The organism is Nostoc sp. ATCC 53789 (assembly GCF_009873495.1).
In the GTDB taxonomy this organism is placed as follows: Bacteria; Cyanobacteriota; Cyanobacteriia; order Cyanobacteriales; family Nostocaceae; genus Nostoc; species Nostoc muscorum_A.
Genome location: NZ_CP046703.1, coordinates 4,881,295 through 4,902,443 on the forward strand (window position 1 = coordinate 4,881,295; position 21,149 = coordinate 4,902,443).

The following is a 21,149-nucleotide window of genomic DNA, read 5'->3' on the forward strand; positions in this document are numbered from 1 at the left end:
AGGGGATAACTAAGAGTAATTACTAGTTCTCTGAAGTTTCCTGAGAGAACTTTTTATGGATGGTTTTGGTGGATTCTCCATCAGCAGCTACTGTTATGAGATAGTCCATTAAACCATCTGAAAAGGGAAGACGCAGGTGGAAAGTACCATCGGGTTTGATTTTGATGGGATGTCCAGCAATGTTTACGCTTGTATTTGGTTGGGTTGCTCCGTGAATAATCAACTCAGCATCTGCTACAAACCAAAAATCCTCGTGGGAACGACTGAAAACGCGAACATTAGGTGAACGGGCGATGAGTAACCAACGATCGCCTTCTGCTATATAACCAATTTCAACCATATAGTCGCGATCGCTTACGGGAATGGCCACAAAGCGATCGCGGGCTACTTCTTCACATTCATACTGCTGTACAAGCTGGGGACTTTGATAACTCAAGTCAATCCCAGTTACATCATAAAGGCGTACTACCAATTGAGAACCACCCTGTTGTAGCAGCGCTTTGTTCTGAGTCTGGGAAATGTGCCAAGAGACATAAGCCCATTTGGGAGTGCGGGGTGTGAGCAGTATGTTGCTTTCTTCTTCACTGCTCTTTTCTTCTACATCTACCAAGTTAATAGCTGTTTCGCTTGGTAAGACTCCATTTTCAATGGTGGAATCTGTAGGAACAGGACTGAAAACACGAGCGATCGCAGAACGGGCAATAAATAACCAGCGATCGCCATCAGCGACATAGCCAATTTCAGCTATGTAATCGCGATCGCTGATGGGAATTTCCACAAAGCGATCGTTTGCAGTCTCGTCACATTCATACTGCTGGACAAACTGAGGATGTTGATAACTCAAGTCAATCCCAGTTGCATCATATAACCGCACTACCAATTTAGAGCCGCCCTGTTGTCGCAGTTCTGCTTTTTTGGTTTCGGATATCTCCCAAGAGACATCAGCCCATTGGGAAGTGCGAGGTGTAAGGACAAGACTGCTCTCTTCTTCAACATCTACCAAGTGAATATCTGTTTCATCCGCAATCGCCACATCATCAACGATGGGATCTGGATGCACAGAACTGGAGAAATGAACAACTGCTGAACGGGCGATGAATAACCAGCGATCGCCATCCGCGAGATAACCAATTTCAGCTATATAATCGCGATCGCTGGCGGGAACATCCGCTAGTCCGTCGTTTACTGTCTCTTCAGATTCATACTGCTTGACAAGCTGAGGACTTTGATGGCTCAAGTCAATCCCAGTCACATCATAAATCCGCACTAGAAATTGAGAGCCGCCCTGTTGACGCAGTGCTGCTTTCTTGGTTTCGGAGACTTCCCAAGAAACATGAGCCGATGTGGAAGTATGTGGTGTAAGGACAAGACTACTCTCTTCTTCAACATCTCCGAAGTGAATATCTGTTTCATCCGCAATCGCCACATCCTCAACGATCGGATCTGGATTCACAGGACTGAAGACACGAAGAATTGCGGAACGGGCGATCAATAACCAGTACTCGCCATAAGCGATATAACCAATTTCAGCTATGTAGTCGCGATCGCTGGCGGGAATCTCTACTAAGCGATCGTGTGCTGTCTCTGCACATTCATACTGCTGGACAAGCTGGGGAGTTTGATAACTCAAGTCAATGCCAGTCACATCATACAGCCGCACTACCAATTGCGAACCGCCTTGTTGCCACAGTTCTGCTTTCTTGGTTTCAGAAATTTCCCAAGAGACATTAGCTGATGTCGAAGTATGCGGTGTGAGCAAAATACTGCTCTTATCTTCTGCATCTCCCAAGTGGATATCTGTTTCGGCTGCAATTGGCACATTGTCAATCGCAGTATCAGTTTCTCCTGGGGTATCCGATCCCAGATTAATCGCCCAGGCTCCAATTCCTGCGCCTGCTGCTAAAGCCGCAACGTCTGCAAAATCTATGGAGTTATTCTCAGCAGCACCTTCGCTAACAGTTGGCTCTGTTTGAGATTTTTCGTCTACCACCTCGATAGGAGGTTCGGCTGCATCTGCTACCACATTGAATACATCTACATCTGGCAATTCTGGCAAATTGAGCAGTGGAGATGGTGGTAACGGTGAAGGTTCCACTTCGTCAGAGTCTGGTAAGGGGAATTCATCTGTATCTTCAGTTGAGGTGATACTCTGTAGCCAGTTCAATTCTGCTTGAAGTTCCTCATCGATCTCATCTTCAGAAATTTCTGTGTCCCAATATTCCAAACCAGATGTTACTTCTGGCACATCTGGCAATTCTGGCAGTGGGGCTGTTACCTCAGATGAAGGCAGTTCTACATCAGAAGATATTTCTTCGGGAAGATTGCCCAAGTGAGGGTATGGAGTATTTACTACAGCTGCGGGGGCTTCTATATCCCATGCAACCTCATCAGAATCGGGTGTATTTGTCTCAGTATAATTATTTAGCTCGACCGTCTCGTCAATGGCGTTTGTTTCTGTTTCTTTGTTGTTAAAGGCAGACCAGGTAGCCGCCCCGATGCCCGTTGCTAAAGCCGCACCACCAGTTAAAGCTGCGGCTCCCGCTCCATTAGTTAGAGTAGAGGTTGTGCCTTCATAGAGGTTAGAAGTGCCATTAGTTGCCTCTTGGACTAAATTGGATGTCCCGTGAGTCCCATTTTCAGCCAGGTCAGATTGGGTTTGAGCATAGATATTGAAAGGAGTGCGATCGGGGGTTTCTTGCTCTTGGAATTGTGAAACTGGCTGTTCTTCAAGCATCGCTCCGTTAATGGAGGCAGCTGTGCTGGCATTAAGTACTGCTGTTTCTCCATCTTCTGGATCGGGTGGATGAGGATTTGATTCTGGTAGGTTGTCTGTTTTCTCATCGGATGATGGGTTTTTTCCGAGAGTCCACCAGGCCAACGCTGCAATTACACTAACAAGAAACAAAGGTAGCAGTACCCAAAACGGTACTTCTTTGTTGACAATTGGACTTTTTGGTGTAGTTGCAGGAGCGACAAAAGGCTGTTCGGCAAATGCAGAAGCAGTAGCACTAGGGGAAGCTGTCGCAGCAGGCTCAGGGATTGGAGCCTGGGCGCTGGGAGAAGGCGTGACAATAGGTTGTGATACGTTGGTTGCGATCGCCGTTGCTTCAGCTGTTCTTGCTTGTTCTATAGCCTGCTGTCCTGCGGGTGCAAGGGTAAAGCCAAGAAAATCTACTACGCTTAAGCTGGGATTTTTTTTGTAAACGTAAACTAAAGGTTGCGAGAAGGGATATTTTGCATCATCTGGCAAGGCTTGATGTAATTGCAGAACTCGCACATTTTGCAGCTTCGACACCTGATTAGCTAACACATAGCTGATGCCATCTTTACCCAGTTGTTTGATGATTTCTGCGGTATTATCCTCAGTTAGTTGGGTAGCACTAGACCCTGTAGCAAATTCAGCAGTCTTGAAGGCTGGATAAGTGCGAAAAGTATTGCGAGTCTCACTTGTGTTCGGGTGGTCGATTAACCGAATTTTCCCTGGAGGCGCTCCTAATTGTGACCAATTTGTAATTTGTCCCCGGAAAATCCGAGCAAATTGCCTACTAGTCAAGCTTCCTTTGAAAGGATTATCTGCGCTGACCACGATCGCAATCTTCTCACGGCGCAAGCGGACTTGCTCTAGTCCTTGAGCTTTTTCTGCTGGTGTCAACCCCCGCCCCATTGCTACGATGTCGATTTTGCCATCTAGCAAATCTTTCAGTGCTGTATCAGTGCCATTAGCGGCAACTTCAACCTTAGTACCCGAAAACTGTTTTTCAAAATTCTCTTTCAGACCTTGATTGATTGCACCCAAACTATTTGAACCATCAATCCGAATTGTCGTTCCATTCTGCACTGTTTGCGGCAGTGTAAAAGAAGGAGACTCAGTTTTAGATTGCGCCAGTATGGGTTCTGATACCAGCAAACCTGCTGCCATAGGAGTTGTAGCTAAAGCAACCCATAGTATCAGCTTGATTATCGAAGTATCTTTTTTTTCTTGTTGCCACATAAGCCCCTTAATTAAAGTAAAAAATAGAAAGCCTACCAGTCTTAACCCACAATCTTGTTAAAGATTATGGAGGAGACGCGCTAATTATACATCTGAGTTCTCTTTAGTTCTAAGTTCCTTCAGCGCACTTATATTGATTTATACTTGGACTGAGATTGTATAGCATGATAATTTATACTCTAATTGCCAGAGTCTGTTTACTATAAAATGTTCTAATTTATATTGCAACTTATACCAAGTTGGTAGCTTATGGCCACAATTATGAATTATTGAATTACTAAAACTGGTAAAGTGTAGCAAATTCAATATTATTTAACAATATTATTTTCAGTAATCCTGAGTACTGAGTATCTTCTTGCGTTAATTGAGTACTTATTGTTCAGCACTCAGAGGAATCTACTATATTTTTGAGATAACAATGACAATCTGGCTTATCAATCAGCGACTCCACCAAAGCATTTAGGGCAGTAGCAGCTAAAGCGCCACCTCCCAAAGTTCCTGCAACTGTAATAAAAGGTATCCCTTGTTGCATCAGTTGTCGCTTGGCTGCGGGAGCATGACTAAAGCCAATGGGCATTCCAATTACTAATGCTGGCTGAATTTTTTGATTGCTAATCGCTTCACAAATTTCTACAAGGACTGAGGGAGCATAACCAACTACCAGCACACAACCGTGATTTACTTGCAGCAATTTTGATCGCCATTCTTGATGTTGCCAAAAAGCTGCTTCTGCTTCTGTGGCGGTAGTAATGTGGGGATTATCAATTAAGGTTTCAGTGCGACATCCCAAGTGAAGTAATCGGGTTTGATCCAAAGCAGCCGCAACCGTTTGGGTATCAACAACGATTTGACAGCTTGAAGATAAGGCTTCTCGACTAGCTGCGATCGCATCTCGGCTCAATTTTACAAAGGATACTAAACTCACATCGCCACAAGCCAAAACCAACTGAGAAATTAAGTGTTGTTCAATTTCCGAACGGTGAGATAAATCTGGTAGTAAGCGTTGTAGCGATTCTGTAAAAGCTTCTGAGTGGCTATGAATTTCGGCATCCAAGCCACTCCAGAGATTTTCCAATCCCCCCAATCCGGCTTGGGTTTCGACATCAAGTAACTTGAGTTGTGCCAAAACTTCCGCCTGGATAATTTGGCAATGGCGATCGCGCCCCAATAATCCTTCTAATGCTGATGCAGTTTGCCGCAATTGAGAAATTTGTTGCATCACCGCGCGATATTGCTGCTGGAGTTGTCCCATGAGGTTAACAGTTGTGTCGGCTTCTGGTTCCACTTCCAAAATATTGCGGATATGGTTTAGCTGAAACCCTTGCTGCTTCAGTGCTACAATCCGTTGCAGCCTGAGAACATCTGTTTTGGTATAGAGACGGTAATTGCTGTGCGATCGCACTGGTTGCGGTAGCAGCCCCAATTGATGATAATGCCTTACCATGCGCGGAGTTAAACCGCCGCCGACTGCATCAGTGAGTTCTTTAATAGTTAAGCAACCAGCGTTCATGATTTACTCCAACAACGGCAAAATTCTTTGTAACTCTTCACAAGCCGCCTGAAGAGATGGCGGCGCATTTTCATCTAAAATCCCTTGAGAACACTGGTTTGCTAATTGTTCAACACCGGGTTTACAAATTGCCTCATTTTTAGGGAATTTTGGGTATTTGGATTTTTCTGCTTCTTCTTCAACAACTTCTCCTGTTCGTAAATAATGTATCCAAGTTTCGATATTTCTTTTTGGCACGAAGATTGCTATTTTCTCATCAGGCTTACGAAGTTCCTGTGAATTTTCTATCAGTGCATTATCTAATTCTTTCAGTGTTGCCTTTACTGTCGCAGTATCTGCATCAATCAATACAACTAACATTCCTGAACGATAGTTTTTTCGCCGATATTCTTTAACCTCTGCTGCATAATGCTTTCTAACAAACTGCTCTCCTGCACCTTTACCTGTTGGGGAAGTCCTAATTGTGACGTTTTTTGGATTTATATTAAAGCCTCGCTTTTTTAAAAAATGGTATGCAAAAACTTGCTGTTGTAGATCCTCACATAAAATTACTATCTGTACTCTATTCTGGGTCATAGAGCCAGCCTCGTGCAATCAGTTCTGAAATTGGTAATCCTGAATTTTCAGCTTCTTGATTACTAATTGGTTTTACTCGTACAGGTGCATTACTTTGACGCTCAAACCAATAACCTATAGGTGAAGCTAAAAGATAATTTATTAGTACAGGATGATGGGAGATTAGTAAAGCTTGTATTTTTCCGTCAATACAGAAATCATAAAGTTGAATTAGCCAAGGTTGAATTTCTGGCAGAGCTAAAAAACTTTCTGGCTCATCAATACAAAGTGTATAATCTTCAGATTCAGTGCAATAGAGAATGGTGTACAGAGCAATTATCACTTTTTGACCATCGGATAATTCACTAAAGCGATAATCAATATTTTTTGTCTTATCTTTATCTGTTGAAAATCTTAATTTTAGAGTCCGATAGTTTTCACTAAACTGTTCAAATTTAAAACTTACAAACCCATCTAATATATCTTTTAAAACGCTGATAAGTTCAGCAACTTTACCCTGATCTTGGGAAATATAGCGATACCAAGAAACAAAGTTTTCCATTCTTGAAGTTAGATGAATTTCTTCCTTTTCACTACCATCAAGCATAAGGCTAGGAATAATTTGTACAATAATAAATCGCTGTATGCGTTTTGTGAACCAGGCCAACTTTGTACTGTCACTATCTACCGTAAATAAGTATAGTAAAGATCCTACTAATTGGAATCGTGAAGGTAATGAGGTTTTCACTACTTCTTCATAATCATCTTGAAAAATTTTAATTTCGCCCTCCTCAGACTTCATTAAAGCTTGGTTATTAAACCAGAGACGCTCATATTCAACATGACTCTTATCTTGATTATGCCTAATAGCAAATTCATATTTATAATTACCACCATTCCCAGTAATTTCTAGCTCAAAACGCTGAATTTCTAAAGTTTGCCAGCGAGTACAGTCAGCAGATTTAAAAATTTGTTCTACTTTTTCGTCACCACTTATAAAAATTTGAATTTTCCGTAAAACTTCAAAAACAGTTGATTTACCTGCTCCATTACCGCCAAGAAACAGGTTAATCGAGTCAAAATTCATCTCGAAATTTACCAACCCGCGAAAGTTATCAATATATATTCGCTTTAGCATAGATTTTTTTCTCCTAGTACAATTTTAAAGCTAACAGTTAAATCGTTGCATTTACCCACATTCCGTTTTTGAAAACCGCTCCCAGAACCCAGACAAAAATTTAACTCTGCGTACCTCTGCGCTTCCCTCAGCGCCCCTCTGCGTTTCAAAATCATTATAAACCTTGACATTAACATCAATGTCAAGGTTTAGCCTAAGAGAGTCCCTATTAATTCACCTCTCATGCTCTACCCCCAAAGTTTCACCGAATTCACCAGAGAACACACAGATACCTTAGCAGCCCTTTTGTGTGGCTTACTACTATTTCTCGGATGGTTCGCCTTACATCTCGGCTGGTTGGGGTTAGCATTCCTCCTACTACCTGCTGCTTACGTAATTGGTGGTTACGAAAGTGCGCGGGAAGGATTAACTACCCTCTTCAAAGAAAAGGAACTTGATGTAGATTTGCTGATGATTGTCGCCGCCATTGGTGCTGCTAGCCTCGGTTTATGGCGACGAGAATATCATCTAATTATTGATGGGGCAATTTTGATTCTGATCTTTGCCATCAGTGGCGCATTAGAAGGCTATGCAATGGCGCGAACTGAGCGGAGTATCCGCAGTTTGATGAGCCTGACACCAGATACAGCAAGAGTTTTGCTTCAGGGAAGAGAAGAAAAAATTCCTATCAGTCAGTTAAAAGTGGGTGATGAGATTGTTGTCAAACCCGGAGAGCTAATTCCTACTGATGGGATAATTTTATCTGGTTACAGCACCCTCAATCAAGCTGCAATTACAGGCGAGTCTTTACCTGTAGAAAAAACAGTGGGCGCAGAAGTATTTGCCGGCACACTTAACGGCTATGGTGCATTGCAGATTAAGGTACACAAACCAGCCCAAAGCAGTTTGATTCAGCGTGTGATTCGCTTGGTAGAACAAGCGCAGACAGAAGCACCTCCTTCGCAAGAGTTTATCGATCGCTTTGAAAAAGGATATGCCAAAGTAATTGTAGTAGCTGGGATATTACTGGCAACTTTACCCCCATTTCTTTGGGGTTGGGATTGGGAAACAACAATTTATCGGGCGCTTACCTTCTTAGTAGTGGCTTCTCCCTGTGCATTGATGGCTGCTATTATGCCCACGCTGCTTTCGGGAATCGCCAATGGTGCGAGACAGGGGATTTTGTTTAAAAATGGGGCGCAGTTAGAGAAGATTGGCAAAGTCCGTGCGATCGCATTTGATAAAACTGGTACTCTGACAACAGGACAGGTGCAGGTATTCCAAGTAATTGCAATTAGTGAATACACCCAAGAAGATGTATTAAAAGCCGCCGCTAGCGTGGAATCCTATTCAGAACATCCCATCGGTAAGGCAATTGTGCAAGCGGCTGGTAATTTGGATTTGGTTGGTGCAATCCAAGTACAAGCTATACCTGGACAGGGAATTGTCGGAATCGCTCAAGAACAACAGGTAATTGTGGGGAATGCTGTTTTTGTGCAGCATTATGTGACCAATTTACCTGAAGAGTTGCGAAAAATGGCTCAATCTTTGGAGCAAGAAGGTAAAACTGTGGTTTGGGTAGCACAAGAAGGCAAGGGAGCAGGAGAGCAGGGGGGCAGAGGGGCAGAGGTGATGGGTGTAATTGCGATCGCAGATGAAGTAAGATTGCAAGCAGCCGCAACCATTTCCCGCTTAAAGCAACTGGGAATTGAGCAAATTGTCATGTTAACTGGAGATAATGAAGAAACTGCTCAAAGTGTCGCCAAAGCTGTAGGAATCGATCGGGTATATGCTCAACTTCTACCAGAAGATAAGCTAGATGTTATCCGCCTTTTACAGCAAAAGTATCAAACAGTGGCAATGGTAGGCGATGGAATTAATGATGCACCAGCTTTAGCCCAAGCATCTGTAGGTATAGCGATGGGAATATCTGGTAGTGATGTGGCATTGGAAACCGCAGATATAGTATTGATGGCCGACAAGTTAGAAAAAATTGCGGTGGCGATGCATTTGGGGAGGCGATCGCAATCCATAGTCAAACAGAATATATTCGTAGCGTTGAGTTTTATTGTGTTGCTTTTGGTGGGCAACTTTCTAGGAAGTATTAACTTACCTATTGGTGTGATTGGACATGAAGGTTCTACAGTATTAGTTACCCTCAGTGGTCTAAGATTGCTGAAATAAAGCACTCTTCTCTAACTGTCTAATCCGCTCCATTTGCAAGATGTTCCACTCATCTTCAGAAAAAGGTGTGCTAAACCAGGCATCTAATATTTCTTTTGCGATCGCTTCTGTAGTGGCACGTAAACTTAATACTAGGACATTCGCATGATTCCAAATACGTGCCCCACGTGCAGTTTCAGCATCATGGCATAATGCCGCACGTATCCCTAAAACTTTGTTGGCGGCAATAGATGCACCAGTACCAGTCCAACAAAAGACAATCCCCTCATCTGCTTTTTGGGTTGCTACTGCCAAAGCAACTTTACTACAACTGAGGGGCCAATCAACTTCTAAATCATTCTCAGCTAAGGAACCAAAGACTATAACTTCATGCCCACGCTGCTTAAGTTCTTCTAGTATCCTATCAGTTAGGTTGGTGCGTTCATCACTGCCAATAGCGATTTTCATGCATTCCCCCTTAAAATTAGTTTTCCCCGTCTCCTCATACTACGATGTTTATAGGAGACAGGGAACAGGGAAAAATTAATTACAAATTAGGAATTACGAATTAATTCTCACCTTTTGTTAAATATGCAGGAGTTTTACCATCCAATGAAACTGCATCTGTTTGCAGTTCTTGATGCCGATTTGGTTTAATAAAGCGCTCTGTTGTCGTCTTAATCACGATATACAAAATCGGTACTACAAACAAACTCAAGAAAGTCGCAATTAACATCCCACCAAAAACTGCTGTTCCCAAAGATTGACGACTTCCCGCACCGGCACCTGTGGCAACAGCTAACGGGAAAATACCTAATAATGTAGAAAAAGCAGTCATCAAAATTGGGCGTAACCGCTCTTGTGAAGCCTCAATTACTGCTTTAGTAATCGAAAGCCCTTGCTCTCGTAATTGATTAGCAAATTCCACAATCAAAATTGCGTTCTTACTAGCTAAACCGATCAACATTACTAGACCAATTTGACAGTAAACATCATTTGCAAAACCCCGCATTGATTGAGCTATCAGCGCTCCAAAGATAGCTAAAGGAACTGATAACAGAATGATAAAGGGGTCAACGTAGTTTTCGTATTGAGCGGCTAGTACCAAAAATACAAAGATTATTCCTAATCCAAAGATTATGGGTGCTAAACCACCAGAATCTATTTCTTCTAATGCAGTCCCTGACCATTCATAACCATAGCCGGCTGGTAAAACTTCTTTAGCAACTTTTTCCATTGCTTTAATTGCGTCTCCCGAACTAGAGCCAGGAGCGGCGGAACCATTAATTTCAATCGAGCGGAACAGATTATAGTGATTTATCGTTTGCGCTCCCACAGTCTGAGTAACTGTAACTAAGTTACTCAAAGGAACCATTTGATTCTTTTGAGAACGAACGTATAGTTTGCCAATATCTTTTGGATTGGAACGAAACTGTTGATCTGCCTGGATATACACCCGATAATTACGCTGCTGGAGATTAAAATCATTTACATATTGCGATCCCAAAGCAGTTTGTAAAGTACTGAAAACATCATCTATGGAAACTTGCAATGATTTGGCTTTATTGCGGTCTACTTCTACAAGCAATTGTGGTGTATCTGCTGCAAAGGTGCTAAATACAGCTTGTAATCCTGGTGTTTGATTAGCTTGACCGAGCAACTTACCCATTGACTGGACTAGATTTTCTAAACCACTGTTACCTCTGCGGTCTTGCAGTTGAAAGACAAAGCCGCCAAAGTTACCTAAACCCTGAATTGGTGGCGGGTTCACAGGAAAAACCCTGGCTTCTGGGATTGACAATAACTTCCCTTGCAATTTACCAATAATCGCCTGTACTGATTGATCGGGTCTTGAACGCTCATCCCAAGGTTTTAAAGTGGTAAATATAATGCCGCTATTGGCGGTGCTGCCACTAAAACCAAATCCTCCCACGGCGAAAGTACCTAGCACTTCTGGAAGTGGCAGAATTTCTTTTTCTACTTGTGCCATGACATCGCTGGTATATTGCAGCGAAACACCTTGAGGCCCTTGGATGATGGTGATGAAATAGCCTTCGTCTTCATCGGGTAGAAAAGCTGTCGGTACTGTGGTGTACAGCCAAGCAGTCATTCCCAAAGAAACGATAAACAGTCCAATGACGATGCTTTTGAATCGTACCATCCAGGTAAGCGATCGCTCATAACTTGACCTTACCCATTCCAGGAACCGATTAATCAGGTCAAAAAACCAGCCAATCCACCTTGGTACTTGTTGTTCTTGACGTAGCAGCACCCCACACAAAGAAGGTGTTAGAGTCAAAGCTAGAAATGTCGAAATCGCAATAGAAAAGGCGATCGTCAGCGCAAATTGCCGATAAAGTGCGCCTGTAGTTCCCGGAAAAAACGCCACTGGCACAAACACCGCCATCAATACTAGTGAAGTGGCAATAACCGCGCCAAACAGTTCCCTCATTGATTCACTTGCGGCTCGACGAGGACTTACGCCTTTATCCTGAATAAAACGGCTAATTTGCTCCACCACAACGATCGCATCGTCTACCACCATCCCCGATGCTAAAGTCAGACCAAATAAAGTCAAACTATTGATAGAAAAGTTAAAAATTTTGACAAAGGCAAACGTTCCAATTAGTGCTAGAGGAATAGTCAGTGCTGGAATTAAAGTGGTTCGCCAATCCTGCAAGAACACAAAAATTACAATCACAACCAGCACTACCGCTTCAATCAGAGTCTTGATGACTTCTGACATCGACTCTTCTACAAACGATGTTGTGTCAAAAGCTACCTGATATTTCATGCCTGGTGGAAAACTCGGAGCCAATCGCGCCATTTCATCTTTGACTCCTTTCGCTACATCCAAGGCATTACTGCCAGGAACCTGATAAATCCCTAAACCTACAGCATCATTGCCCCGGAACCGCAAAAATGTGTTGTAATTTTCTGCACCCAGTTCGGCTTTACCGACATCTTTGAGCTTGACTAATGTGCCATCCTCTTCAGTTTTGAGGACAATTTCTTCAAATTCTGATGGTTCTGCTAATCGGCTGGCAGCACGCACATCAAGTTGATATCTTTGCCCTTCAGGAGCCGGTTCTTGTCCAATTCTCCCTGCGCCAACTTGCAAGTTTTGTTCAGATAAAGCATTCGCTACATCCTTGGTCGTTAGTCCCCGACTAGCAAGGCGACTCGGATCTAACCACAAACGCATTGCATAGCGGCGTTCACCAAAAATTTGAGCGTTGCTCACGCCTTTGACTCTTTTTAAGGCATCTGCTAAGTACAGATCGGCATAGTTGCTTAAAAATATATTGTCGTACTCTTTATTTTCAGCGAATAAACCAATCGCTAAGAGAATGTTGCTAGATTCTTTTGATACCCGCACTCCTGTGCGTTGCACAGAGTCTGGTAATTGTGGTTGGGCAACAGAAACACGATTTTGCACATCCACAGCCGCAATATCTTTATCACGCGATGAATCAAAGGTGGCAGTAATAGTACTAGTACCATCATTACTGCTGCTGGAAGTGAGATATCTTAGTCCCTCAACCCCGTTGATTTGCCTTTCTAAGATATTTGTCACTCCGCTTTCTACGACTTCTGCACTAGCTCCGCTATAGTTGGAAGTTACAGTGATTTGGGTGGGACTAATTTCTGGGAATCTTGCGATCGGTAGTGTGGGAATACTGATTAATCCGATTAAAAGGATAACGATCGCACATACCGATGCAAAGATTGGTCGCTTAATAAAGAAGTCAACAAACATAGTTTAAAAAATTGGGCTTTGGGTATTTGGCATTAGGTATTGGGGCATTGGGCATGGGGCATGGAGAAGAGATAAAGGAGACAAGGAAGAGGGTGGAGACAAGGGAGAGACTTGTTCAATAATTCCCCCTTGTCTCTCTTGTCCCCTTGTCCCCCCTGTCCCCCCTGCTCCCCTGCTCCCCTGCTCCCTCCCTATGGCTTCTGACTACCCACTTCTTGCGGTGCGGGACTGATGGGAGCGCCATTAGTTAGGTTGAGAATACCGGAAACAACAATTTTGTCTCCAGCTTTTAGTCCTTCGATAACTTGATAATTATTCCCCTCAATAACTCCCAATTTCACAGGTTTTTGTTGAGCAACTAAAGATGGCGCTCCAGCTTTCTTTTCTGCTGGTGCTTCAGCTTTTTTTTCTGCTGGTGCTTCAGTGTTTTTTTCTGTTGGCGCTTCAGCTACAAATACAAATGTCTCCCCACCCAGGCGAGATACTGCTGTAACTGGAATTAAAATTCCTGGACGTTCGTTCCAGATCACTTTGGTTTGCACTGATTGGCGATTTACCAGTTGACTTCTAGAATTACCAAAGTTAGCTTTCACCAAAATTGTCTGCGAATCGGAACTAGCATCTGGAGAAATGAAACTTATCTTACCCCTTGCTGCGGGTTGACCTTGAGCGTTCAGCATTTGCACTGGTAATCCTAAGCGCAGCTTTTTGGCTTCTTCTAGGGGAACGGAAATATTTAGTTCTAAAGAGTCATTTCTAGTAAGTGTAGTGAGTTGGTCTGCTTTTTCTACATAATCTCCCACTTTTGTGGGAATATCGCCAACAGTACCAGTAAAAGGTGCCAGAACTTTTGTGTATTGCAGTTGAACTTGGGCTGCTTGGACTTGCGCTGCTGCTTGCGTTACTTGCGATCGCGCTTGGGCAATTTCTTCTGGGCGGGAACCATTTTCTAGTTGCCTTAAGTTTTGTTTCTGTTGTTCCAAAGCTCCAGCTAGCTCATTGATACTAGAAGTTCTGCTTTGGCGGAGTTGAGCTAGGCGTTTCTGGGCTACAACCAGGGCAGCTTCAGCACTTTGCTGTTCTTTGACATATCCTTCTAAGGTATCTTCAGAAACTGCGCCCTCTTTTCTCAATTGTGCGTATCGCTTGGCTCGTGACTGTGCTAGTTCTACATCCGATTTAGCTGACTGAATTTGAGCCTCAGCCTGAGCAATTTCTTGTGGTTGCGACCCCGACTGGGCATCTCGCAAGCGAGCTTGGGCTTGGGTTAACTGCGCTCTAGCTTGGGCAACTTCTTCTTGTCGCGTACCCGCTTTGAGTTCAGCAAGACGTGCTTGAGCTTGTGCTAGTGCAGCTTTTGCTTGTAATAATTGCGCTTGCACACTATCACTTTCTAGGCTAATAATAACTTGCCCTTGTTGAACACGGCTGCCCTCTTTGGTATAAATTTGGGTAACTCGTCCTTCAACCTGTGGCTTGATAATTACCGAACGTGGAGCCTCTAAGGAGCCAATAAACTCCGAACTTTCTTGCACAGTTTCAGGTTGCACAGTCGCTAGCTTGACTGGAATTGCCATCGGTTGACCAGCAGCTGGCCCACCTGCTGGTGGATTACTAGCACTACTAGTTTGCCACCAGCGCCAACCAAAACCAATGCCTCCAATTAAGAGGATAATTCCCAAAATTAGAGGCCAACGACGCTTTTGAGGTGGTTTAGGCGATCGCTCTGGCAGTGATTGTGGCTCTTGACTAGAATCAGTAACAGCAGGCTGTTCTATTTCAACTGGAAGCGGAGAATCAGGGAACTCAGAATGGGACATCTTCGGTTTCTCGTCTTGTGGATTTAGACTTGGGCAATCTACTCTTGACTAAAAAAGCATTATCTGGATAGTTTTTTAGCCCTTTGTTTTGATGTTGATAACTAACAAATATGTATTTGGGTATTTGGGCGATCGCTCACGATGTCTAGTACCTAAAACAAACAAATATGATTCATCACATTATGGTTATTTTGTACATTACTTAACTCCCATCATTTTTTTAAAGTGTAATTTATAAAACTTTTTTGGTCAGTATAAAACCATCACTTTCCGTCATAGAGAAAACACGGTTTATGTTGTTCCAAGGGAATCAATACAATCTTCTGCCTCCTGCAATGGCAAACTGCCTGATACCGTGTACAAATAAATTTAAAGAAGTTTCGATGTAGTATTCATATCTATAATCTAATGTGGTAGGGATATCGCTAAAAACGCAGAATACCGTGAAACAACATACCCGTGGAACTATCTACAGATGCTTTTAAATCTATATCTGAAGATACTGCACCCTTATCTTGACTTTTTTGCAAGTACATAACCACCTAGCTCTTCGCGCAGCGATTAACGATTTGTTTGCTTTGTATAAAATCAGACATGACGCTGGAATTCTGCCATAAGCGTTTGCAAGCGCTTGCTTGCATTATAACCACATAGGAAACTAGATTTGTATAAGTTTAAAGATGAGTTTATCCCTCTTGAGTCGTATTGAATACTGATCTTAGGGAAGAAAAATGTACGGTGCAATGTATGGAGCGATGCCTTGTCTGCGATACGCTGCGCGTAGCTTGCTTCTGAGTAGGAGTACGCCAACGGCGAGCGATGCCTAAGCTGATTAATTCAGCTCTATTCATCAAAGTTGCAAGTTTCATTGAGTTATCCTAACCAAGAACAAAGTGCAATCAATACAGTGTTCTCTAGAGTCCTATTTTTGAGCGGTCTTATCTTCCTACACTTAGGTCATCCAATCGGATGATTCTTAACTCACCCATTCGGGTGATTTAATTTATCCTCATCAGGCTTCTGTATATGTGAGCGAGTCATGCTCAATGCCCTTCAAGCATCCACAACTGATTCCTTAGAATCCAATTTCGGCAAGATACCTACAGTTGATTTTCGGTTAGCAAGAATATGAAAAAGCAGCCCTTCATACCGATCAAGTGCTTGCTCCAACGAATAGTTTTCTTCGGCAAACTGTCTTCCCGCGTTACCTAACTTCGTACAGAGAGTAGGATTGGCATATAAATCATGCACCGCAGCGGCCATTGCATCGGGCGATTCTGGCTCAACAATTATCCCACCACCACTGAGTTTGATCGCTCTAGCAGCAGTTCCAGTTGCAGGAACTGAACCCACAATTGGGCGACCACTTGCCAATAGTAATGGTATTTTTGAAGGCATATTGAACGAAATTACATTGTGCTTTTGCACAATCAGCCCGACATCAGCTGCTGCTAGCATTTCGGGTAATTTTTCTCTCGGCTGCAATGGTAGCAGCAAAACATTATCTGCTCCATGTAATAGACAATATTCTTGCAACCTTTGCAATGCTGTTGATTCGCCGACAATGACAAAGACAATTTCTTTAATATGACGTAAGCAAACTGCTGCTTCTATTACAGTTTCTAAACCTTGGGTTAGAGCAATGTTGCCCGAATAAAGGACTATAAATTTCCCATCCAGTTGATGACTAGATATCCAAGAGTTATTCTTTTTTGGTAAAGGGTGGATGAAATTTACATTCACCCAATTAGGAATACAAACGATTTTATTAACAGGTACTCCCTTATTCACTAAATTCTCACGAAATCCATCGGCGATAACACTAATAGTATGTGCAGTTCGATAGGCAAATTTTTCTAAAGCTGCAAGAGTTCGAATCATCCACTTGTTTTTCAGTAGCCCGATACGCACAGCAGCTTCTGGTAATATATCTTGCACATTTAGAACTATTGGGCAGTTGTATAGCCAACCAAATATTGTTGCTGGTAGAATACCTAACAAAGGCGGTACTGTTAAAATCATTACATCTGGACGTTCACCTCTAAAGGCTTGAGGTAAGCTTGTGAAAATAAAGCTTAACTCCAGCAAGAGACGATCTAAAAGGTTAGGTTTAGACTTAATTCTGATGTAGCTTCGCTGAATTGTGACACCATTTTTTTGTTCATTAATGTACCATTGATCCCGATAACCATCGTAAATTTCGCGCTCAGGATAGTTGGGCATTCCAGTAATCACCCGCACTTCATGACCTCGATTTACTAGTCCTTCTGCCAATTCAGTCATTAAGGGAGCAATTCCAATCGGCTCTGGATGATAGTTGTAGGAATATATCAGAATGTGCATGAGCTATTTATAAATTTGGTAAATACAGCCGGAGATAATCGGATTTATTGCTAACTTCAATAGAGGCTGCAACTTTTATTATTTAATTTAGTTTGTGATGAGATTATGATTTTTCTAAATCACAATTGCGATAAGCACTGCTGAGAAATTTTCTAGGTGGATTTTAACAGTTAGTAGCGAACAATTATCAGTTTTTCTGGTTGGATAAAGTTTCCCAATCGTATATTTAAAAGTTACGCGTGTTAACTAATAAACTTTAATTGTTCACTTATTTAAATTCCTTCCTATATATATGATTAGTTGTTCAGTTATTTAAAAGTGAATAGAGTTGTTAAATTTACACTGAGGGGATTGTAGCATGAGACTTAATATCATGCATATAACCTGCATTCCGCCTTGTGAACTGGCACATGAAGTATTTTTAACCAAGTAAACAATATTGCATTAATGGGTGAGAGTCCAGTTTTTTTAGTGGCTCAAAGGCACTAAATTTTTAACATTAGTGTGTTTAGTAGCTTCGTATTTAAAACTGTAACTGAAAAAAACTCCAATGTATCGCAATTGACATCAACAGCTTGATTCGGGTTGTTACCTGTAGCGGGCTACACTGACGCAATACTAAAAAGTTGCACTGATTGCTATAGTCAGGACGATTTTAGCGAAAATACTTCTGATTATAATCGCTCGAATACTTGTTTTCATAAGTATTCGAGCGATCGCCAACCGATAAGGCTGGATGATAAACTCACCAGTTCACTGAACTATTGGAGCTAAAATAGAGATTCATTAAACTAAACTTGGCAACCTCTAACTAGAAAGCCTTACTTTCTAGCAAGAGGCTTGCTTTTTCTTCAGAGTTGAGCCTACACCCAAGGCCCCAAATGCCAGAAAACCCAACAGAGAAGCAGGTTCAGGAACTTTGGATACCTGAATAGAACCAGAATTTTCATCTAGTGTTATTGATGTGCCTTGTTGATCGACATCCTGACGTAATGCCAAAGATTCGCTAACGGTTCCAGTAAAGAAGTATTCTCCAATGACACCTGTTCCTCCTCCTATATTCAGAGGGCCAAACAATTTCTGAGTAGCAGTATCAAAGTTGAAAGCGAAGAAATCAGATTGTGATACCCCAGAAGTAACGGTGTTATAAGTTCCCAGAGGATTATTAGATGGGTCTAAGAAAGAGACAGTCAAGGATTGTAAAAAATTGGTGGCTCCACTACCACTTTCTGAAATAATTGTCGGTGCTGTAGTCTCGTCGTAGCTGAATGAACCGACTGCGGAATAACCAGCATCTCCTAGCCAGTTAAAGTTGAAATCAATAGCTTGAGCAGGGTTGTTAGCACCAGCAGCGATCGCAACACTAAGTACAGCACTGGTTGCTGTGGTAGCAGCGATTTTGGCAAAAATGTTTCTCACTGTTATATCTCCAAGATTTATTTACATGATGCAAATATCAGTGCATCAAACAACACTAACTTTACGATAGAAATAAATATAAGTAAATACTACATGGCAGACTGAGGCAAATATGACAACTAGATGAAGAAAAACACTTATTTTTTAAAGTTTTCGAGAAGATATCAAGTCTATTTAACAAACCTAAACTCAAATTTATCTATTTTGATGTATGTAGCAAGGGTTATTACCTAAAAATCACGAGCGATCGCCTGAGAATAACTGATAAAGTTGAGCTACGCAAAGTTGAAAACAGTGACCTATGCCTGCGTTTCTATTAGAAGTTGGTACAGAAGAATTACCTGCAAGCTTTCTCAGTGATGCCTTAATACAGTGGCGAGAACGCATTCCCAAAAGTTTGGAAGCAAACAGCCTTCAGGGTGAAAGTGTCCAAGTGTACGGTACTCCCCGGCGTTTAGCGGTATTGATTAAAGGTCTACCATCCCAGCAAGCAGACCGAGAAGAAGAAATTAAAGGGCCTCCCGCCCAAGCTGCCTTTAAAGATGGTCAGCCAACAGCAGCAGCATTAGGCTTTGCTAAAAAGCAAGGTGTGGAACTAGATGCACTCTTCCTTCGCCCCACTGACAAAGGGGAATTTGTTTTTGTACAAAAAAGAATTCCTGGTCGTCCTGTGGCGGAAATTTTGACAGAACTTGTTTCCCAATGGATTTGGGGTTTAGAAGGTAAGCGATTGATGCGTTGGGGAGATGGGGATGGGAGGTTTTCTCGACCAATTCGCTGGCTGGTAGCTTTGTTAGATGAGACGGTGCTACCGTTGGAATTGGTGAATGGTTCTAAAACGATTCAGAGCGATCGCATTTCTCAAGGTCATCGCGTCTTACATCCTGAACCTGTAACAATCGCCCAAGCGACTGATTACGTTACCGCCCTCAAATCTGCTTATGTCACCGTTGACCCCGAAGAACGGGAAAACCTAATCAAAGAGCAAGTTAAGGCAGTAGCAGAAAGTTTAAGCGGGTATACAGTCATTTACCCCGATTTGTTAGCAGAAGTAACCAACCTTGTAGAATATCCTTCTACAGTTGTTGGTAAATTTGAACCAGAATTTTTGGAATTACCAACTGAAGTAATTACGGAAGTTATGGTAACTCATCAACGTTATTTCCCTGTATTCAAACCAGGTAGTTCTGAGCAAGAATTATTGCCTAATTTCATTACCATTTCTAACGGCGATCCCAAAAAATCAGATATTGTTGCCGTCGGAAATGAAAGGGTAATTCGTGCCAGATTAGCTGATGGCAGATTTTTCTACGAAGCTGATTTAACTAAGCCTTTAGAAAGCTTTTTACCTCAGTTAGAAAAAGTCACCTTCCAAGAAGAATTGGGTTCGGTGCGTACCAAGATAGATAGAGTGGTCAAGATTGCCGAGCAAATTACCACCCAATTAAAATTAGCTGAAAATCAAAGCCAAAAAATCCAACGTGCTGCTTTATTGTGTAAAGCAGATTTGGTAACTCAAATGGTGTATGAATTCCCGGAATTGCAAGGCATTATGGGAGAAAAATATGCCTTAGCTAGTGGTGAAGATGCCGAAGTAGCAAAGGCAATTTATCAACATTATTTGCCAACGGGAGCCGGTGACAATTTACCCGAAACACTCACAGGTCAAATTGTCGGTTTGGCTGATAGATTAGATACCTTGGTAAGTATATTTGGTTTAGGCTTAATTCCCTCTGGTTCCTCCGATCCCTTCGCTTTGCGTCGGGCTGCTAATGCTGTAGTTAAAATTACTTGGTTTTATAATTTGCCAATAAATTTAGATGATTTATTGGCGCAAATATCAACAGATTTTGCCGCGAAATATCAAAAAGATCAGGCATCATTAACCACAGCATTACAAGAGTTTTTCTTACAACGTATCCGCACCTTATTACAAGAAGAAAAACAGATTGATTACGATTTAGTAAATGCAGTTTTAGGAGAAAATGACCCAGAATACACAGAACGGACATTAAAGGATTTATTGGATGTCCGCGATCGCGCCTTGTACTTACAACAAATCCGTAACGACAGTACTCTAGATAACATCTACGAAACCGTTAACCGTTCCACACGATTAGCCGCCCAAGGTGATTTGGATACAAAACAGCTAGAACCGACAACCGTAGTTCGTCCAGAATTATTCCAAAAACCCTCTGAGACAGCCTTGTATAATGCTTTGATCGAATCAGTACCACAAACTCAAACAGCACAGCAGACACGAAATTATCAACTGTTAGTAGCAGCACTAGGAAAAATTGCTCCGACAGTTAGTAGCTTCTTTGATGGGCCAGATAGCGTTTTAGTTATGGACTCCGATCCAGAAATTAAGCGTAATCGATTACACCTACTGGGATTGGTTCGCAATCATGCTCGTGTTTTAGCTGACTTTGGTGCGATCGTCAAAAATCTGTAGCGTAAGTCAACAAAAA

The 21,149-nt window shown here is 42.2% G+C and carries 11 protein-coding genes; 2 read left to right on the top strand and 9 right to left on the bottom strand.

The annotated features are described in order from the left end of the window. Positions 1-22 precede the first annotated feature (22 nt). The 4 genes from GJB62_RS37530 to GJB62_RS20185 form a co-directional block, all read right to left on the bottom strand. Positions 23-3,991 (bottom strand): DUF4912 domain-containing protein, encoded by a 3,969-nt coding sequence (locus tag GJB62_RS37530; protein WP_245245968.1) that lies wholly within the window; start codon positions 3,989-3,991, stop codon positions 23-25. Between the two features lie 379 nt (positions 3,992-4,370). After that, complete coding sequence (locus GJB62_RS20175; protein WP_114081886.1) at positions 4,371-5,501, bottom strand: precorrin-8X methylmutase; 1,131 nt, start codon at positions 5,499-5,501, stop codon at positions 4,371-4,373. 3 nt (positions 5,502-5,504) lie between these two features. Continuing rightward, a complete protein-coding gene (locus GJB62_RS20180) occupies positions 5,505-6,077 on the bottom strand; it encodes a hypothetical protein (protein WP_114081887.1) in 573 nt (190 codons plus the stop codon). Continuing rightward, positions 6,064-7,143 carry an ATP-binding protein gene (locus GJB62_RS20185; RefSeq protein ID WP_245245969.1) on the bottom strand — a complete coding sequence of 360 codons (1,080 nt, stop codon included), beginning with the start codon at positions 7,141-7,143 and terminating at the stop codon, positions 6,064-6,066. Before GJB62_RS20185 ends, GJB62_RS20180 begins: the two co-directional genes overlap by 14 nt. Before the next feature lie 273 nt (positions 7,144-7,416). On the opposite strand from GJB62_RS20185, the gene GJB62_RS20190 reads away from it, so the two are divergent. After that, positions 7,417-9,357: a heavy metal translocating P-type ATPase gene (locus tag GJB62_RS20190; protein ID WP_114081890.1), complete on the top strand. Its 1,941-nt coding sequence runs from the start codon at positions 7,417-7,419 to the stop codon at positions 9,355-9,357. Here GJB62_RS20190 and GJB62_RS20195 read toward each other — a convergent pair. The 5 genes from GJB62_RS20195 to GJB62_RS20215 all read right to left on the bottom strand — a co-directional run bounded on the left by GJB62_RS20195 (position 9,340) and on the right by GJB62_RS20215 (position 18,678). Continuing rightward, entirely contained in the window at positions 9,340-9,804 is a 465-nt protein-coding gene (locus GJB62_RS20195) for an RpiB/LacA/LacB family sugar-phosphate isomerase (RefSeq protein ID WP_012410362.1), read from the bottom strand. The two genes, GJB62_RS20190 and GJB62_RS20195, sit on opposite strands and share 18 nt — an antisense overlap. A 100-nt stretch (positions 9,805-9,904) precedes the next feature. Then, positions 9,905-13,096: an efflux RND transporter permease subunit gene (locus GJB62_RS20200; RefSeq protein WP_114081891.1), complete on the bottom strand. Its 3,192-nt coding sequence runs from the start codon at positions 13,094-13,096 to the stop codon at positions 9,905-9,907. A gap of 191 nt (positions 13,097-13,287) precedes the next feature. Further along, complete coding sequence (locus tag GJB62_RS20205) at positions 13,288-14,916, bottom strand: efflux RND transporter periplasmic adaptor subunit (RefSeq protein WP_114081892.1); 1,629 nt, start codon at positions 14,914-14,916, stop codon at positions 13,288-13,290. A 1,053-nt stretch (positions 14,917-15,969) separates the two neighbouring features. After that, positions 15,970-17,259, bottom strand: a complete 1,290-nt coding sequence (locus GJB62_RS20210; protein WP_114081893.1) for a glycosyltransferase family 4 protein — start codon at positions 17,257-17,259, stop codon at positions 15,970-15,972. Between the two features lie 828 nt (positions 17,260-18,087). After that, positions 18,088-18,678 carry a PEP-CTERM sorting domain-containing protein gene (locus tag GJB62_RS20215; RefSeq protein ID WP_114081894.1) on the bottom strand — a complete coding sequence of 197 codons (591 nt, stop codon included), beginning with the start codon at positions 18,676-18,678 and terminating at the stop codon, positions 18,088-18,090. Between the two features lie 301 nt (positions 18,679-18,979). Here GJB62_RS20215 and glyS point away from each other — a divergent pair, with 301 nt between their 5' ends. Then, positions 18,980-21,133 carry a glycine--tRNA ligase subunit beta gene (gene glyS, locus GJB62_RS20220; protein WP_114081895.1) on the top strand — a complete coding sequence of 718 codons (2,154 nt, stop codon included), beginning with the start codon at positions 18,980-18,982 and terminating at the stop codon, positions 21,131-21,133. Positions 21,134-21,149: the final 16 nt, after the last annotated feature.

Coding starts and splice junctions, on each gene's coding strand:
- GJB62_RS20175 (WP_114081886.1), bottom strand. CDS start 5,501: ATGAACGCTGGTTGCTTAACTATTAAAGAACTCACTGATGCAGTCGGC.
- GJB62_RS20200 (WP_114081891.1), bottom strand. CDS start 13,096: ATGTTTGTTGACTTCTTTATTAAGCGACCAATCTTTGCATCGGTATGT.
- GJB62_RS20185 (WP_245245969.1), bottom strand. CDS start 7,143: ATGAATTTTGACTCGATTAACCTGTTTCTTGGCGGTAATGGAGCAGGT.
- glyS (WP_114081895.1), top strand. CDS start 18,980: ATGCCTGCGTTTCTATTAGAAGTTGGTACAGAAGAATTACCTGCAAGC.
- GJB62_RS20195 (WP_012410362.1), bottom strand. CDS start 9,804: ATGAAAATCGCTATTGGCAGTGATGAACGCACCAACCTAACTGATAGG.
- GJB62_RS37530 (WP_245245968.1), bottom strand. CDS start 3,991: ATGTGGCAACAAGAAAAAAAAGATACTTCGATAATCAAGCTGATACTA.
- GJB62_RS20210 (WP_114081893.1), bottom strand. CDS start 17,259: ATGCACATTCTGATATATTCCTACAACTATCATCCAGAGCCGATTGGA.
- GJB62_RS20190 (WP_114081890.1), top strand. CDS start 7,417: ATGCTCTACCCCCAAAGTTTCACCGAATTCACCAGAGAACACACAGAT.
- GJB62_RS20205 (WP_114081892.1), bottom strand. CDS start 14,916: ATGTCCCATTCTGAGTTCCCTGATTCTCCGCTTCCAGTTGAAATAGAA.
- GJB62_RS20180 (WP_114081887.1), bottom strand. CDS start 6,077: ATGACCCAGAATAGAGTACAGATAGTAATTTTATGTGAGGATCTACAA.